Raw genomic sequence first — 15,470 nt, 5'->3', positions numbered from 1 at the left:
AGCCGCATAACAAATGCCCCGCACACTGGAGCTATTCCAGCAGCGGGGCATTTGTTATGCATGACTTCTACGTTGAACCGTCACCACAGCTCAAATTCCCGCTTCCCCTTTGTAGCGCTTGCGAAACTCAATCGGCGAATAGCCTTCCTGCTTCTTGAACAGCCGTGAAAAATAAGAAAAATTGCTATAGCCCGTAATTTCCGCCACATCGCTCACCTTCAGATCCGATTGGCTGAGCAGCTTCTTCGCGTATTCCATACGCTGGCTTACGATATAATCCGTAAGCGACGAGCCTGTCTCCTTTTTGAACAAACGGGATAAATACGCAGGGTTAAAATGCAGCAGCGAAGCGATTTCCTCCCGACTGACCTCCTCGGACATTCGCGACTTTACGTATTGCTCGATTTGCTCTACTATAGTCGGCTCGCTCTCCTTCTGATTTGCCGCATGCTCAATGGCCATCTCAATGACCTGCCTCGTCCACAGACGCAAATGGGCAAGCGACTTCGTGCATGGCGCACTTCCTTCCCTTTTGACGCTGATCACGTCAATAACGTACCCAATTGAGATGCCGCTTTGATTAAAGGATTGATAGAGAGATGACAGCAAATGATAATAGAGCGCTTTCAAATCTTCTTTGGAAGGTGGAATTTCCTTGTCGTAAGATGCGAACCATTCATCGACAGCCTGATACAGCTCCGCATGGCGGCCCTTCTGCAGCAGCAAGGCAATTTCCGCCGGCCAATCCTTGCGGCCAAACAGCTGCTCCGGCATCTGGTGCGCTTGCTCGCCCTCAACCCATACGTCCTTCATGTCCCCCGCGCACTCCCGCTCAAGTTTAAGCAAGGAGGCGCTGCGGCTCCCGAGCGTACATAGTGCTCCTGGCAAGCTGATATAGCATTTCACCCGGCTGTAAAAATAAACCCCGCAATCTTCGACCAGCCCCATGCATCGCCTGCGCAGCTCGGCAATGCTTCTCCCTTGCTCCTGCGCATGGTAGACGACGATGAACAGCTCGCCATTGCGGCTCTTGAGCACAGCGCCTGGCCAATTTTCCAATACGGTTTCCTCTGCACGGTTCATGACCGCGTACTCCAATATTTCTTCATCCTTGATGCCAAAACGCGCTTTCCAGCCGGAGATGCTGACGAGCACCAGCATAAACTCGCCGCTATCCGCTGCATCCGGCTCCATCAATGACAGTTGGCTAAGCAGCGCTTCATTATTAGGCGTTTTCCCCGCAGGATAAAGCACATCGTTCCAGAAGCGCTCGACCAGCTCCTGCTTGTGATGACGCAGCACCTTCTCAAACTTGCCCATTCGCCGTTTCAGCAAATTGTGCTCCCGATCCTGCTCCAGCTTGCGCAGCGAGCGTGCTACCGTTTCCAGCAGCAGCTCATGCCTGACAGGCTTGAGCATATAATCGAAGCAGCCGGCACGCAGCGCCGCCTGGACATATTCGAAGCGGTCATGCCCCGTAACAAAAATGACGCTGGCCGAAAATTGCTCCTGGTTCAGCCATTCGAGCAGCTCCAGTCCATTTTCACCCGGCATTTCGATATCGCAGATGACAACATCAATCCGCTGGTCGCAAAAGATGATTCGCGCCTCTTCTACATCCATCGCTCCATACACTTCGCTTATTCCGAGCGATCTCCAATTTACCGTCTCCATGATACTTTTCAAAGCATAAGCTTCATCATCTACCACGAGAAGGCGATACATGATAAACACCCTCCTTTGCGCTTTGAAATATTTATTGCAGCGGCCTGCTTCGCACAAGCCGTCTATCCATGAATTGCATCGCTTCCTTCCAAAAGTTTTCCAATTTAATCTTATCAAATTATGGATATTAACACAATATTTTCTCGATCGCCCGAGACGGTGTTCCCATAAAGAAAAGAGGGCCGCGCAAGGCATTTTCACCCAGCACGACTCCTCTTCCCTTCCTACAGCTATTTGCTTGGCCGCCGCTGTATTTTCTAAGGCTCAATACCCCATACAAGCGTGCCGTTTTGGTAAAGCGTCACTTTATTCCAATCGACGAGCGAAGTTTTGGTCGCATCGAAGGAGTAGTCATTGGCCTCGTTCAAATTGGACCAATCATTTTTGGAGACACGCGTCTGGATTTGGCCGCTCGTGCCGCCCGCTGCAATGGAGCCTGCTGCAGCTGTGAAGCTGATTTCCACATACGTATCAGCTGTTGCAGTCGGCGAGCTCATGGTCACGAAGGAGGCCTGCACATTGCTGCTGCCCACTTGTGCATAGTCACTCCAGAAGCTGTGCTGCTGCGTGCCATCCGCCGTGAAGTAGTAGCGGATTTTCAGTGTGCTCAAGTCTACCGCAGTCGTGCCATCGTTCAAAATATTAAAGTGAGCCATCATCGCATTATTCGTTGCATTCGTATCTGCCGCTCTATACTGGACTTTGAGATTGCCGCCAACTGGAGGCGCGACAGGCGTTACGGCTACCGTATTGGAAAGCGTTGTGCCAGCAGCATTTTCAGCAACAATTCGGTACGTATAATTGGTGCCATTCACGGCAGTAGCATCCGTGTAAGCCGTTGTTGTCAGGCCAGTTGCTACTGGGGCAAAAGCCCCTCCTCCCGAGGAACGCTCGACATTATAGAAGTCCGCCCCACTTGCTGCTGTCCAGGAAAGTGCCGCTGACGCATTGCCCGCGGTTCCCGTCAAGGTGAATGCTCCAGGTACTACGGAGCCTGGTGCCTGAGGCGTTACCGTCACCTGTGCTGAGTTAACAGATTCGCCTACTGCATTGACAGCGCTGACCACATAATAGTAGGTCGTGCCATTCGTGACACTCGTATCGCTGTAGCTTGTGCCGCTAACCGCCGTCGCTACCGTCGTGTATGGCCCGCCCGTTGTTGCAGCGCGTTTCACGTTATAACTCGTTGCGCCAGGCGTCGTGCTCCAGCTCAGGCTGGCCTGCGCATTGCCAGCTGTTCCTGTCAGTGTCGCCGGAGCGCCAGGAACGGTTGGAGCTGCCGGTGTGCCCAGCAAACGATCATACTCAGCATAAGCCGTTGCAATATCTACCTGCGACCAGAAACGGTGGTATTTAAACGTCGGTACGCCATTATCCCATGTTTGCGTCGTATTGTTCCACGACGTGTTGTACAGATTGGACAAATACGACCATTGCGGATCCTGCTGGATCAGCGGACGCAAATCAGCATAGCCGATATAGACGCCATTGCCGCCTTTCGCCGGATCGGAGGCTACGGCACCGCTGCCTGGAAGCGCGTTGCCTTGGCCAAACGTACCCGTCCAGCCGCCTGGGAAGTAAATTTCCTTAGTGAAGAAGCGGTTGTAATCCGCGCGTTGCTCTTCTGTAACGATACCAACGCCATCGTTATAAGTCCAAGCCGTGTCAAGAAGCTTCGCGGCCATTTCCTTCGCTTCGGCTGCCAGCGGCGTCAGGCTTCCCGTCTCAGCCTGCGTACCCGCTGCGAAGAACGCGAGTGCTTTAACGTAAGTGCCGAGCGCGCCAACGTCCTGGCTCGGATTGATCGTAGTCGCATGGTAGGTCGGGTTGCCTGTGTAGGAGCTAAAGCCATTCCATGTATCCGGCTGGCCATTCCACTCTTGGCCTCCCGGAATCCAGAACTCGCCTGGTGCAGCTACAGTTGCTACGTTCACATTGCTGCCGCCTAGTATACGCTGGCCTTGCGCATTCAAATAGTAGCCGTCAGCGTCAGTTACTGGACGCTCATCGACGAATACATAATCCAGCGTCCAATCAACCCACTTCTCGATAACGGTTTTCGCCATTTGGAAGTTTTCCGAGCTAAGGTCGCCATTTTCAGCCAAAATATAATACAGCTCAGCTACGCGCTCAAGCGGCCATACTTGGAAGCCAAACCAAGTGTTCGAATCCGGATCATGATAAACCGGAGCTTCATCATAAGCCATACCGTAGAATTTGCTCACGCCTGCCGGATAAGCGGAATATTGGCCATTCCAGCTGTTCGTTGCGCCACCGCCCATTGCGCCTTCAGACGATTGCAGCCACGTATAAAATTCAAGCTGGCGTTTAAGCGATGCGTTCCAGTCCGTCTGCGCTGTTGCAGACGATGGGATAAGTCCGCCATCCTGAGATGACAGTGCATATGCGGCAACCGGGTTTTGGTAAGCCTGATGCGCGTGACTTGCGCCGATACGCCAAGCCCAATTTCCAGCGCCTTGTTCCAAGCCGCCGCCCCACGATGTATACCATGCCATCAAATACGAGCTTGAATCCTTACCCGTTCCTGGAGTTGGCGCACCGCCGCTTGCGCTTCCAATTTTTTGAAAGTATTTATCATACATGCCGTAACGGAGATAATCGCCCATCTTTTTCGCTTTATTCAAGTAAGCGGTATTGTTGTAGCCAAGCTCCTTCGCCCAATACATCACTTGTACGGCGCGGCCGTCCGCATCCGTCGCATTCGTGTAACGCCACTGCTTTGCAGGCGCCTGATTTTCCTTCGTGAAGAGGGACATGAAGCCTTCGCCTGTTTTGCCGAAAGTCTGATTGTCCTGAGACGGATGCGGGATCGCCTCCCACACCGACTCCTGCTCGCCGCGCTGGAACGTATTAACGTACGTAGATGTATGTGTTGGGTTCAGAAGATTCCCATAATTGTACCAATTGTCAACGTCGATCAGCCAATGCATCAAATACGTTTGATTGTTGCCGTACGTCGCTTTCAGCTCGGCATCCAGCGGATCTTTGCCCGCGGCATATTTGCCGGAAAGCTGCACCGGATATTGATCAGGGAACGGCTTTTCATCTGCATACGTCGCTGGGCTGTTCGGATTGTAAAAGCTCATCGTCGGCTGCTCTTCCTTGCCGTCTCCTTCATTGACCGGAATGATATACTTCTCCATGTTGTCCCAGGCTGCTTCCAGATGGCTCCAATCCTGCGTATAGTGGCCATACAGCGTCTCCAGCCATAGCCAGTAGCTGTAAGCCTCGGAAGTACTCATATGACCGTAATCCGGCGCTTCACTAATCAGCGTCTCAATGGAGTGATAAGGAATGCCTTCCGGTGAAAAATAACCGTTCGCCGGATTTTTGATCTGGTCGTACATTTGCAGGAAGCGTGACTCCTCAATGCTGACTGCCGCAGCAGCAGCCACGGATACTTTGGGCGTAGAGCCCCAAAGTCCGGTGGACAGCGTGACGAGCAGCGTTGTTGATAGGACGAGTCCTGTTACTTTTTTCGAAGCTTTCAACGTAAAAATCGGTTTCATATGTTCTTACCTCCCTAATTTGGAATAGCCGCAAACGTCTAATACTAAGGTTCGATTCCCCATACGAGCGTTCCATTCTGGTAAAGCGTCACCTTGCTCCAATCGACGAATGATGTTGTTGTTGCATCGAAGGAATAGTCATTCGCTTCGTTTAAATTCGACCAGTCTGTTTTGGAAATACGGCCTTGAATTTGACCGCTGCTGCCCCCTGCGCTGATCGAGCCTGCAGCTGTCGTAAAGGTGAGCTCCAAATACGTATCTGCCGTCGTAGTCGGCGTGCTCATCGTAACGAAGGTCGCCTGCACATTGCTGCTGCCGATCTGCGCATAATCGCTCCAGAACTGATGCGACTGCGTTCCATCAGCTGTGAAGTAGTAACGAAGCTTAAGCGTATTCATAGCTACAGCGCTTGAACCGTTGTTGAAAATTTCAAACTGCGGCATCATCGCATTGTTCGTGGCATTCGTATCAGCCGCTCGGTACTGTACCTTCAAGCCGCCTGCCGGAGTCTGCGTCGGCTGTGGAGTCGGACTTGGTGTTGGCGTTGGTGTCGGTGTTGGTGTTGGTGTTGGTGTTGGTGTTGGTGTTGGTGTTGGTGTTGGTGTTGGTGTTGGTGTTGGTGGCGTTGGTGTCGGCGTCGGTGTCGGTGTTGGAGTTACGCCGCCTCCATCAGGCGCTTGCCCAAATACGAGCGTTCCTGCATCGTATACCGGGATTTTCGCCGTCTTCACCGTTTGACTGGATGTAAGCCCTGCGTAAGAATAGTCATTGGCCGGATTCCATGCCCCTTGAGGACCGGAAATACGGAACTGGATTTCCTTGCGGAAATGCGGTTGGCCGCCAGGGTAGATTTTCGTGCCTGTAAAGTCCGCCAGCACATAATAAATGTGATTTGCCTCGTCAAATGGCTTCAGGCTAACGACTGCGCCTTGATTATAGTTGGCAGTGACAGTTACATTTGCTGCGGTGTAGCCAGCCGCATAAACCTCACTTAAATCAATGAAGTAGCGGAAGGACAATTTATCTCCCATACGGGCGGGCCATGCCGATTGATTATTCAAGAAAGCTTTAATTTCAGTAAAATTAGAGCTGGACTGATTCACTTGCGCTTCTACAAACATTTCATCGGCCTTCGTTTCGGCCGGAGGGAAGTTCGCAAGCGGCTGCTGGCCAGCACCGTACAGCAAATTCATTTTAGCAAGTGAAGCCGTAAAGCCTGCATTGTAGTCCGTTGCTACTTCATTGCTCACATAGTCATTGATGGAATCCGTATATTGATCCGATGCATTCGGTCCGCCTACCAGTGCGCCATAAAGCGTATGGCGGTGCGAGGTCGGGTTGCTTAAGCTGTCCGTCCATGAGCCGTGTGACGTACGATGATGCGGGTGCTCCGGTGCGTTGACGCCATATCCGACCACGTAGCTGCTGTTACGCGGATTATCGCCGAGCATATATTTAATCTGGCTAACGGCAAAATCGTTATAGCGCGCTTTTTTGACTGGGTCCGCTACAAAATCCGAATATACAAATGCCAGGAAAGAAGCATTCGCCGCATAACGCAGGGAGCCCCATGAATCCAGCCATGCCAGGCCGCCCGGCGAATACGTAATTCGCGATCCGTTTGTTCCAACGGTCCAATAGTTCAAATTGCGCTCAGTCGATGCGATAAAGTCACTCGCCTCTGGTCTGCCAAGCTCAGACGTAATCCGGGCGAGCAGCAATTGCGCGCCATAACGCTTGTCATCCCAGCCGATTGTCCATTTGTAAGCCCAAGTGTTGCTTGAGCTGTCTGTATCCCAGTCATAAGCGGATTGAATGGCTTTATTCAAATAAGCGTTATCCTCTGTTGCCAGATACAGCCAAGTTGCTGCCCAAGTCAGCTCATCTTTATATCCGCTCCACGAATTGTAGAAAGAAGCAACATCAGTAATACAATCTGAGTATTTGCCCCGGTATGTGTCTGCAAAGCTGTAAAGCTCCTTCGCGTGCTGGAGCAGAAGCGCAGAATAAGCCGGATCTGATTGCTTAAACACGATAGATGAGGAAGCGAGTGCCGCCGCCGTCTCTCCTGCCAGGTCCGAGCCACGGCAGGTTTCCGTGATTTTAAAAGAAGGACGCGCCATCTGCATCACTTCTGCTGGTCCCCACCAAGCATGATCGGCATTGCCAGCTCCAACCTGCCCCCAAAGCTCATTAGGCGCTGTATGCGCTCTCACAAAATAATCGGTAGCCCACTTCAAATTGTCCAAAATCTCGTTCAACTGGCCAGCCTGCTCATAGCCTTCCTTATATTCATAAACCGACCATGCCAGCATAGTAGCTGAAAAAGCCATCGGAAGCCCAAATTTCACATGATCCCCAGCATCATACCAGCCCCCTGTTAAATCGACGCCATGATCGGCTCCGTCGAGCATACCGGAATCGCCACGCCATTCGACACGGTTCGTGTCCGGAAGCGCTCCTGAACGCTGAGTCTCATAAAAATAAATCGCTTTCTGCAATGCCTCTGCATAATTATAATTGCCTGCCGCCTGGACGCTCGAGATTGGCTGCAATGGCACGCTTCCAAGTAGCAGTGCGATTGCAAGCGCCTGAACGAGCACCCATTTGATCCGCATTTTGCGGTTTTTACTCAAAACCAACAACTCCTCTCATCAATTTCACTGCCACTTGCTTCGTATTGGCCTTGTCTCTGTTCTCTCCTCCTTCCGCTTCTATTCCGTCGCCCTCCCCACTGTATAAACTAATACGAGGGTCTAATACCATTTTATAGGATCAATTTCAGGTGGCACTAGTGCTTTAAATGACTTCTTTACTGTCACTTTAATGACTTTTTTGACATTTTTTTCGTACAACCCCTACTTAGGGCCTTCCTTTTTTAAGGATAATAGTATAAATGGTTCCAGTATCTAGGAGCAGCTTCAGCCCACCACTTGGGATACCTAAAAAAACAAAAAAAGACCCGAATGCCTTTCGCCTAGCCAGCGAAAATATTCGAGTCTTATGGAGTGTGTCCTTCCAGATCTATATGCGAACTTGAGGATTATTGCAAGCACGCTCTATTTCTTCTTTTTCAATAGCGGCCCAAACAAGGAAATCAAAATAATGATCAAGCTGACCGAGGCCATCCCATAAGCATAACCCCCATGAAACACGAGCCGCGGCTGAGCGGGTAGAAGACGATTAGCAAACACAAAGAATCCAAAATACGCTCCCAGAGTAACCAGACTTATTGCGTAAGTAATCCAAACGGAATGGCGCTTCGGCATGAAAGCTCCCTTTCTTAGCGCGATCAACAGCCCACCAGCCAATGCAGAGGATAAAATGATATAAGCGATGGTTTCATATAACGGAATAATCAATTCCCCAGTAAAGCCCAGTATAAAACGCCATAAAAGCAATAAAGGAATCAAGAGAGCATACGTTTCAAGCTGCTCCCGCTTTGTTGGCTTAGGCAAACGTAAAACTTCATTTCGTTTAATAACGTTTCATTTCGTGGATTCAGCATCCTAAACACCATCATTTCCTAAAATTTGGTTTACTGCGACACTTAGCTCTTTCCATTTGCCCCGAAACAGCTCAAGCTGCTGCTCCCCTTCCAGGGTCAGACGATAATATTTGCGATTTGGCCCCGATGCAGAGGGCCGCTGCGTACTCGTTATAATCTGCTCTTTCTCCAATCGAAGCAAAAGTGGATATATGCTGCCTTCCTTAGCAAATACGAAGCCATTTACGGCAAGCTTCTCCATAATTTCATACCCATATGTCTCTTCCTCAGCTATAACAGCCAGCAGACATCCTTCCAGTACCCCTCTAACCAATTGACTAGACACGATAAAACCCCCATTTCGCAGCCATTCCACTATATTGCAAAGCAAGGTAGCAGATTAAAAATAAACTAACTTGTATTGCAAGTTAGTGAATTAATCTTATAATGGTTCCCCATTTTTTGCAAGCCCAACATTTTTCGATCAAAAAAACCGCTCCACAAGCTGGTGCATGATGCACACTGGCCTGTGGAGCGGTTTTTGGTTACCCAATCGCTACTACGAAAAAATTAGGACCTGAGCAAAGCTAAAAATTCGGAACGCAGCGCCGGATTGGAACGGAACTCTCCGCGTACCGCCGACGTCACCGTCATGCTGCCGGGCTTCTTCACCCCGCGGGAGCACATGCACAAATGCTCGCCTTCAACGACGACCATAACGCCATGCGGCTGCAATTCCTTGTCTAAAATATCCGCGATTTGGCTCGTTATCCGCTCCTGTACTTGCAAGCGCCTTGTAACGGCTTCTACTAGGCGAGCCAGCTTGCTGAGGCCAGCAATCTTGCCGCTTGGAATGTATCCAATATGTGCTTTGCCGAAAAATGGCGCCATATGATGCTCGCACTGGCTGTAATAGATAATATCTTTTACAATAACCAGCTCTTCATGCTGTTCATCGAACGTAACGCCTAGCACCTCGCTCGGATCAACCTCATAACCTGCGAAAATCTCTTCATACATGCGGGTGACGCGTGCAGGCGTCTCCAGCAGCCCTTCCCTTTCCACATTCTCGCCAACAAGCTTCAAAATTTCCTTCACATGAAATTCAATCTGCTCCCGGTTCTGAATGACTTTAGAGTTGACGTAATCTTTCTTTCCCGCCATGCGGACCACCCTCTTTCGGCTAACCAGAAGCTTATACCGTTATCTGCGCGGCATCTTCTGATTTTTGTTCATATTCTGGTTCTGGTTTTTCATCATGTTCTGGGCACGCGTCATCTGCTGCTTGTTCAGATTATAGCCCATTTGCTTCGCCATCTTTTGAATCATTTCTGGATCGCTTTGCATTTTCTCTAGCTGTTTGCGCAAGTAGAATACGCCGATGAAAAATCCACCGACTGCCCCCACGATTAATGTCACAATCGGAATAATGTATTCCCACATAAAAAGTAATTCACCTGACCCTTTCCTGACTTAAGCTTGTCTATAATGACCCCTATAATAGCATGTAAGCTTGACATTCGCAAACGCTGGAAGCGCAAACGGCTTACCCTATTCCAGCAGCCGCCAAACGCAGGCGGCGGCTGGATCAATGAGGGACCGTATCGGCTCCTTCTGCTAGCGAATGCAGCGCCTGCTCCATATAGCGCCGCGCGTCATCATCCGCCTCCTGCAGCAATGCCTGCCGAATCGCTTCCTCTGCCTCTGCGCCGCCAATGCGGCCCAGCGACCATGCCGCCGTTCCCCGCATAACCGGACGGACATCCTGGCGCAGCACTTGAATGAGGTCCGGAACTGCACTGGGATCTTTAAAATTGCCCAGCGCAATAACAGCATTGCGCTGAATGGGCTTTTTGCCCCTCCAAGCAGAAGAGCTGCTCGCATATAGACGTTGAAATTCTTTATTGCCAATCGTCAGCAGTGGGGTAAGCAGCGGCTTAACCAGCTCATGATCCGGCTGAAGCTCTGGCTGATGCGTCCAGTTTTTGCCCCGGTTTACCGGACACACTGTCTGGCATGTATCGCAGCCGTACAGGCGGTTGCCGATTTTTCGCATGTAGCCGTCTTCTACAAAACCTTTCGTCTGCGTAATAAACGAAATGCAGCGGCTCGAATGAAGCTGGCCTGGGCCCACGAGCGCATCCGTCGGGCAAGCGTCAATACATTTGGTGCATTCGCCGCAGCCATCGGTCACTGACTCATCCGGCTCCAGCGGCAAATTCGTAATCATTTCGCCAAGGTAGATCCACGAGCCAAGATCCTCGGACAATATTGAACAGTTTTTGGCGCTCCAGCCTAGTCCCGCGCGCTCGGCAACGGCCCGATCGGATAAAGCTCCAGTATCGACCATGCTTTCAGCCCGAAAGCCCGGTACGCGCTCTGCGAGCCAAGCTTCAAGCCGCCCAAGCCTGTTCCTCAGCACCTTATGATAATCCTCGCCCCAAGCTGAGCGGGACAAAATGCCCCTTCTCGCTCCCGGCTCCGATTTAGGAGGCTGATGGAGTTTGGAGGGATAGGCAATCGCGATGGCAATGATCGATTGAGGCTGGTCAAACAGCAGCGCCGGATTGGTGCGCTTGTCAAGGTCCGGCTCTTCGAAACCGGACTCGTAGCCAAGCTCACGGTGCGAAATAAGCCGCTGCTTCAAGGTGGTGAACGGATCAGCAGAAGCAACGCCAATTTTGTCGATGCCGAGGCTGCGCGCGGCGGCTTTCATTTCTTTTTTCAATGCAGCGTAATACGCCCATTCCTCCATCCCTTCACCTCCCCAAAGCTTAAGCCTGATGTTTGATTCGCCGTTCTCCATTCACTATGCCTGGTTCTATAACCGTTTTAATTAAATCTATAACGGCTTTATTTGTTTGTAAGGCCATACGATAAACTGCGCCTTGCCCTCAATCGATGCAATAGGAACCGTTCCAAACATCCGGCTGTCCTTGCTCGCCCGCGCATGACGGTTGTCGCCCATCACATAATAACTGCCTGCCTCAACGGTTAGCGGCATCATGTCCAAATCCTCCATTTCCGTATCAATATACGGTTCGTCCACAAGCTCGCCATTGCGATACAAATGCTTGTCCGAAATTTCAATTCGGTCCCCCGGCAAGCCCACGACGCGTTTTACCAGCAGTTCCTGCTCTTTGCCAAACGCAGACGGGTCCTCCAAAATAACGACATCGCCGATTTTGGGCGTACCGATCAAATAAACGAATTTATTTACAAACAGCCATTCCTTCTCCTGCAAGGTAGGCTCCATGGAATGTCCCTCTACGGTCGAAAGATTAAACACAAACAGATGCAGCATTGTAACGAGAATGAACGATATGCCAACGGTTTTCACCCATTCCCAAAGCTCCTTTGACCAGCCCGGGCGCTTAAGCGCTCCAAGCTGCTCCTGTCCTTCAGCTTCGCCGCTGCTGCCGCCGTCAAATGAAAATCTATCCATTCCTTAACCGCCTCCGCCCTATAAGCTTGTGCGCCATGCTTCATAATAAGCGATAATCACTTCGTCATCAAAAGGAGCAGCATGCTCGTCCATCCGCAAAAGCAGCTCACCTAGCCCTTGCAGCACATGCTCCTGCACATCTCGCGGGTAGTCGTACTTCGCTTTATGCAGCTCGAATTCATCCTCGTCCACCACTTGGCGGCTGCCATCCGGCAGTCGAATGACATCCAAATCGTAATCGATATAGGTGAGCAGCGCGCCGTTCCAAGCAAATGAAGAAGCGAGATTGCAGTAATAGCGAATACCGCCTTTCTCAAGCAGCGCAACCACATTATACCACTGTCCGGGCAGAAAAAAAGAAACCGCAGGCACCTGGCTCATCCAAACCTTGCCGCTGGCCTCCACAATAGGTGTCTCAAAGTTGATCATCACCTTAAAACCAAGTTCAGCATGCTGCGGAGTGAGCAGATGTGCCGGAATAAGCCAATTATGCTGCCAAATGCGGTGGATGCTGCCATCGTGCTTGGAGCTCCTGATGACGCAATGCTGATAGGGATCCATGTTGTTCTCCTTCTTGCAGACGCTAAGCGCAGTGCTTAAACAGCCCTCTTAACAAGGTGAAACGGATGTCGCCATCCTCTGGCGGCGCGTCTCAGTCCGAGAAATATTAGCGTATATACAGGTGTGAAATTTATAAATTCTTATATATTAAATAGAAAAGCATATCCCACCGCCAAAAGCAATGGCGATGCAGATATGCCCTGCAAACGGTTATTGGACAGCCAGAGGCTTGTCCTAACCTGCTATAATACTTAGCTGTTGAAAAGAGCGGAAAAAATCTTTGGACACATAGCCCAGCGATTCATAAAGCGGTAAAACGGCTTCATTGTGCTCATCAGCTGTAATTAAAATTTTCTTTACTTGGCGCTGTTGGAATCTTAGACGCAATGACTCAATAAGTGCTTTGCCAATTCCTTGACGCTGATGGTCCGCATGGACCGCAACACGATAATAGTAGCCCGTGTTATTATCAATCGTACCGATAATGACACCTACAACTTCCGACTCATAGAGAGCAACGAGTACTAGCTCGCTATCCCATGACAATTGACGTGCAAATGCTTCCATTGTTTGCTCATAACATTCTTCAGTTAATACATCCGCAAGAAGAGCCGTTAGCAACCTGTAATCTGATAATTGGAAGGAACGAACATTCATTATCGATACACACCTCTATACCATGTCATTGTGCTGCAATTTAATCATTATACTACATCTTCTATCGTTTTCCTTCACAAAATTTTAAAATTTGTTTAAAAAAATCTAAGAATTTAGCGAATTATGACTGAAAACGCTTTAAATTAAGCGCTTACATAAAGTTTTGGCCTTTTTTCGAGCATTTGATTGGTTTTTCTCCCGCTTATGCATAATTACTTTAACTATATGACATGCTACTTAAGTCTACCTTATCTATTAAAATTCGACTTTTGAAACATCAATGTTGATTTATGTGTTTGGATAAGGGATAATAAGAAGAGTAATTTACATATTCTAATTTTAGGAGGCTGTTTATATTATGGCACATCAATTACCAGCACTTCCGTATGCTAATAACGCCCTTGAGCCCCACATCGACGCTCTGACGATGGAAATCCATCACGACCGTCACCACAATGCTTATGTAACAAACCTGAACGCTGCTTTGGAATCCGCTCCTGAGCTGCAAGGCAAATCTATTGAAGATTTGATTGCTGATTTGGCTAGCGTACCTGAAGCGATTCGCACTGCGGTTCGCAACAATGGCGGTGGGCATGCTAACCACAGCCTGTTCTGGGAAACAATCGGTCCTGACGCAGGCGGCGCTCCAACTGGCGCACTGGCTGCTGCGATTGACAGCGAGCTGGGCGGCTTCGATACTTTCAAAGCTGACTTTGCAAAAGCTGCTGCTACCCGTTTCGGAAGCGGCTGGGCATGGCTTTCCGTGAAAGACGGCAAGCTTAAAGTTGCAAGCCTGCCGAACCAAGACAGCCCGATCATGGAAGGCGAAACGCCGCTTCTTGGTCTGGACGTTTGGGAGCATGCTTACTACCTGAACTACCAAAACAAACGCCCTGATTACATTGCAGCGTTCTGGAACGTTGTAAACTGGGCTGAAGTTGGCAAACGTTACGAAGCAGCTGTTAAATAAGACAGCTTGCCGTTTAAAGCGGAGTCTCCATATGGAGGCTCCGCTTTTTTTAATATAAGCCGATTATAATTTCGCTCCTTATAATGGGCTTATATTTCACCCGCGAAACGGGAGTTTTGCCGCCAGAGGACGGTGAAAGCCGTTTACGCTTGGTTGTTTTCCAGCTTTCGTGTAAAACCATGCACAAGAATAGGCATTCGCCGCATAACATGAAGAAGGATAGTTAAACGCCTAACTCGACGTGCAAAGGAGTCTGACCTATCGCATGAACGATACTTACGGTTACACCAATGGGCAAGTGCAGATTTATATCCCGCCATCTCCTTCTTCCCGCGCAGGGCAAGACTGCGGCTGCGGCGGCCCGCGCATGCTGATGCCCGGAGGCCCGGGCTTATTCCCGCCAGGGCCGGGACCAGGGCCGTTCCCGCCGGGACCAGGGCCGTTCCCTCCGGGGCCAGGACCTTTCCCTCCGGGGCCAGGACCGTTCCCTCCAGGGCCGGGACCGTTCCCTCCAGGGCCAGGACCGTTCCCGCCGGGGCCAGGACCGTTCCCGCCGGGGCCAGGGCCTTTCCCTCCAGGGCCGGGACCTTTCCCGCCAGGACCAGGGCCTTTCCCTCCGGGGCCGGGACCGTTCCCGCCGTTCCCATTCCCGATTCCGCTGCCGATTCCTATTCCATTCCCGCCGGGACCACAAGGGACGGTAACGGTCGTTATTAACGGAGGACGGGCGTTTCCTAACGTTACTCAAGCGTACCGAGTTATCCACCGCATCGGCATGACGATTTATCAGGCGCTGCTGGAAACCGGAGTCGTCCGTTTTGGCTTCAATGGACAAATTACTTCGATCAGCGGCATTCCAATCGGTGGCAATATCAGCTATCTGCTGCGCCTGAATGGCAGAGTTATCCCATCCACGCTGCTGAGCTTCCCGCTTCAGCGCAATGACGCCGTAGCTCTGGAACTGATTTACTCCCCTTCTGGCCGCCAGAGCGATGAGGATTTAGCTGACATTTCCGATGTCACGCAGCAGTCCTAGAATAGTTGATAAAAAAGAGCGGGCCTACGAATAACGTAGGCTCGCTCTTTTCAATTCCT

At 50.5% G+C, this 15,470-nt stretch carries 13 protein-coding genes; 2 read left to right on the top strand and 11 right to left on the bottom strand.

Annotation, left to right across the window (positions count from 1 at the left end):
- Positions 1–90: 90 nt before the first annotated feature.
- The 11 genes from ABEW34_RS06430 to ABEW34_RS06380 all read right to left on the bottom strand — a co-directional run bounded on the left by ABEW34_RS06430 (position 91) and on the right by ABEW34_RS06380 (position 13,405).
- Positions 91–1,725, bottom strand: a complete 1,635-nt coding sequence (locus ABEW34_RS06430) for a response regulator (protein ID WP_430156091.1) — start codon at positions 1,723–1,725, stop codon at positions 91–93.
- A gap of 257 nt (positions 1,726–1,982) precedes the next feature.
- Positions 1,983–5,255: a glycoside hydrolase family 48 protein gene (locus ABEW34_RS06425; protein WP_430156088.1), complete on the bottom strand. Its 3,273-nt coding sequence runs from the start codon at positions 5,253–5,255 to the stop codon at positions 1,983–1,985.
- Between the two features lie 44 nt (positions 5,256–5,299).
- The gene (locus ABEW34_RS06420; protein ID WP_430156210.1) at positions 5,300–7,873 is read right to left on the bottom strand and encodes a glycoside hydrolase family 9 protein; all 2,574 of its coding nucleotides are present in this window, start codon (positions 7,871–7,873) and stop codon (positions 5,300–5,302) included.
- A 441-nt stretch (positions 7,874–8,314) separates the two neighbouring features.
- Positions 8,315–8,713 carry a hypothetical protein gene (locus tag ABEW34_RS06415; RefSeq protein WP_430156086.1) on the bottom strand — a complete coding sequence of 133 codons (399 nt, stop codon included), beginning with the start codon at positions 8,711–8,713 and terminating at the stop codon, positions 8,315–8,317.
- A 51-nt stretch (positions 8,714–8,764) separates the two neighbouring features.
- A complete protein-coding gene (locus ABEW34_RS06410) occupies positions 8,765–9,091 on the bottom strand; it encodes a PadR family transcriptional regulator (RefSeq protein ID WP_430156207.1) in 327 nt (108 codons plus the stop codon).
- 221 nt (positions 9,092–9,312) lie between these two features.
- Positions 9,313–9,906, bottom strand: coding sequence for a GTP cyclohydrolase I FolE (gene folE / locus ABEW34_RS06405; RefSeq protein ID WP_430156084.1), 594 nt, complete (start codon positions 9,904–9,906; stop codon positions 9,313–9,315).
- A gap of 39 nt (positions 9,907–9,945) precedes the next feature.
- Positions 9,946–10,185, bottom strand: a complete 240-nt coding sequence (locus ABEW34_RS06400; protein ID WP_430156082.1) for a YneF family protein — start codon at positions 10,183–10,185, stop codon at positions 9,946–9,948.
- Positions 10,186–10,330: 145 nt separating this feature from the next.
- A complete protein-coding gene (gene queG, locus ABEW34_RS06395; RefSeq protein ID WP_430156079.1) occupies positions 10,331–11,497 on the bottom strand; it encodes a tRNA epoxyqueuosine(34) reductase QueG in 1,167 nt (388 codons plus the stop codon).
- A gap of 87 nt (positions 11,498–11,584) precedes the next feature.
- Complete coding sequence (gene lepB, locus ABEW34_RS06390; protein ID WP_430156077.1) at positions 11,585–12,187, bottom strand: signal peptidase I; 603 nt, start codon at positions 12,185–12,187, stop codon at positions 11,585–11,587.
- Between the two features lie 18 nt (positions 12,188–12,205).
- Complete coding sequence (locus ABEW34_RS06385; RefSeq protein WP_430156074.1) at positions 12,206–12,748, bottom strand: DUF402 domain-containing protein; 543 nt, start codon at positions 12,746–12,748, stop codon at positions 12,206–12,208.
- A gap of 234 nt (positions 12,749–12,982) precedes the next feature.
- Positions 12,983–13,405: a GNAT family N-acetyltransferase gene (locus ABEW34_RS06380; RefSeq protein ID WP_046232160.1), complete on the bottom strand. Its 423-nt coding sequence runs from the start codon at positions 13,403–13,405 to the stop codon at positions 12,983–12,985.
- A gap of 358 nt (positions 13,406–13,763) precedes the next feature.
- Here ABEW34_RS06380 and ABEW34_RS06375 point away from each other — a divergent pair, with 358 nt between their 5' ends.
- Both ABEW34_RS06375 and ABEW34_RS06370 read left to right on the top strand, forming a co-directional pair.
- Positions 13,764–14,375, top strand: coding sequence for a superoxide dismutase (locus ABEW34_RS06375; protein ID WP_056030892.1), 612 nt, complete (start codon positions 13,764–13,766; stop codon positions 14,373–14,375).
- A 265-nt stretch (positions 14,376–14,640) separates the two neighbouring features.
- Positions 14,641–15,411, top strand: a complete 771-nt coding sequence (locus tag ABEW34_RS06370) for a hypothetical protein (protein WP_430156071.1) — start codon at positions 14,641–14,643, stop codon at positions 15,409–15,411.
- The last annotated feature ends 59 nt before the right edge of the window (positions 15,412–15,470 follow it).

Origin of the sequence: Paenibacillus algorifonticola (assembly GCF_050481745.1) — a bacterium.
GTDB lineage: Bacteria > Bacillota > Bacilli > Paenibacillales > Paenibacillaceae > Pristimantibacillus > Pristimantibacillus algorifonticola_A.
Note: the sequence above shows the minus strand (reverse complement) of the source record. Positions and strands in the feature narration are given on the sequence as shown.

Excerpts from the sequence above, each read along its gene's own strand:
- ABEW34_RS06380 (WP_046232160.1), bottom strand. The coding sequence starts at position 13,405 with ATGAATGTTCGTTCCTTCCAATTATCAGATTACAGGTTGCTAACGGCT.
- ABEW34_RS06425 (WP_430156088.1), bottom strand. The coding sequence starts at position 5,255 with ATGAAACCGATTTTTACGTTGAAAGCTTCGAAAAAAGTAACAGGACTC.
- folE (WP_430156084.1), bottom strand. The coding sequence starts at position 9,906 with ATGGCGGGAAAGAAAGATTACGTCAACTCTAAAGTCATTCAGAACCGG.
- ABEW34_RS06370 (WP_430156071.1), top strand. The coding sequence starts at position 14,641 with ATGAACGATACTTACGGTTACACCAATGGGCAAGTGCAGATTTATATC.
- ABEW34_RS06430 (WP_430156091.1), bottom strand. The coding sequence starts at position 1,725 with ATGTATCGCCTTCTCGTGGTAGATGATGAAGCTTATGCTTTGAAAAGT.
- ABEW34_RS06420 (WP_430156210.1), bottom strand. The coding sequence starts at position 7,873 with ATGCGGATCAAATGGGTGCTCGTTCAGGCGCTTGCAATCGCACTGCTA.
- ABEW34_RS06375 (WP_056030892.1), top strand. The coding sequence starts at position 13,764 with ATGGCACATCAATTACCAGCACTTCCGTATGCTAATAACGCCCTTGAG.
- queG (WP_430156079.1), bottom strand. The coding sequence starts at position 11,497 with ATGGAGGAATGGGCGTATTACGCTGCATTGAAAAAAGAAATGAAAGCC.
- ABEW34_RS06385 (WP_430156074.1), bottom strand. The coding sequence starts at position 12,748 with ATGGATCCCTATCAGCATTGCGTCATCAGGAGCTCCAAGCACGATGGC.
- ABEW34_RS06400 (WP_430156082.1), bottom strand. The coding sequence starts at position 10,185 with ATGTGGGAATACATTATTCCGATTGTGACATTAATCGTGGGGGCAGTC.
- lepB (WP_430156077.1), bottom strand. The coding sequence starts at position 12,187 with ATGGATAGATTTTCATTTGACGGCGGCAGCAGCGGCGAAGCTGAAGGA.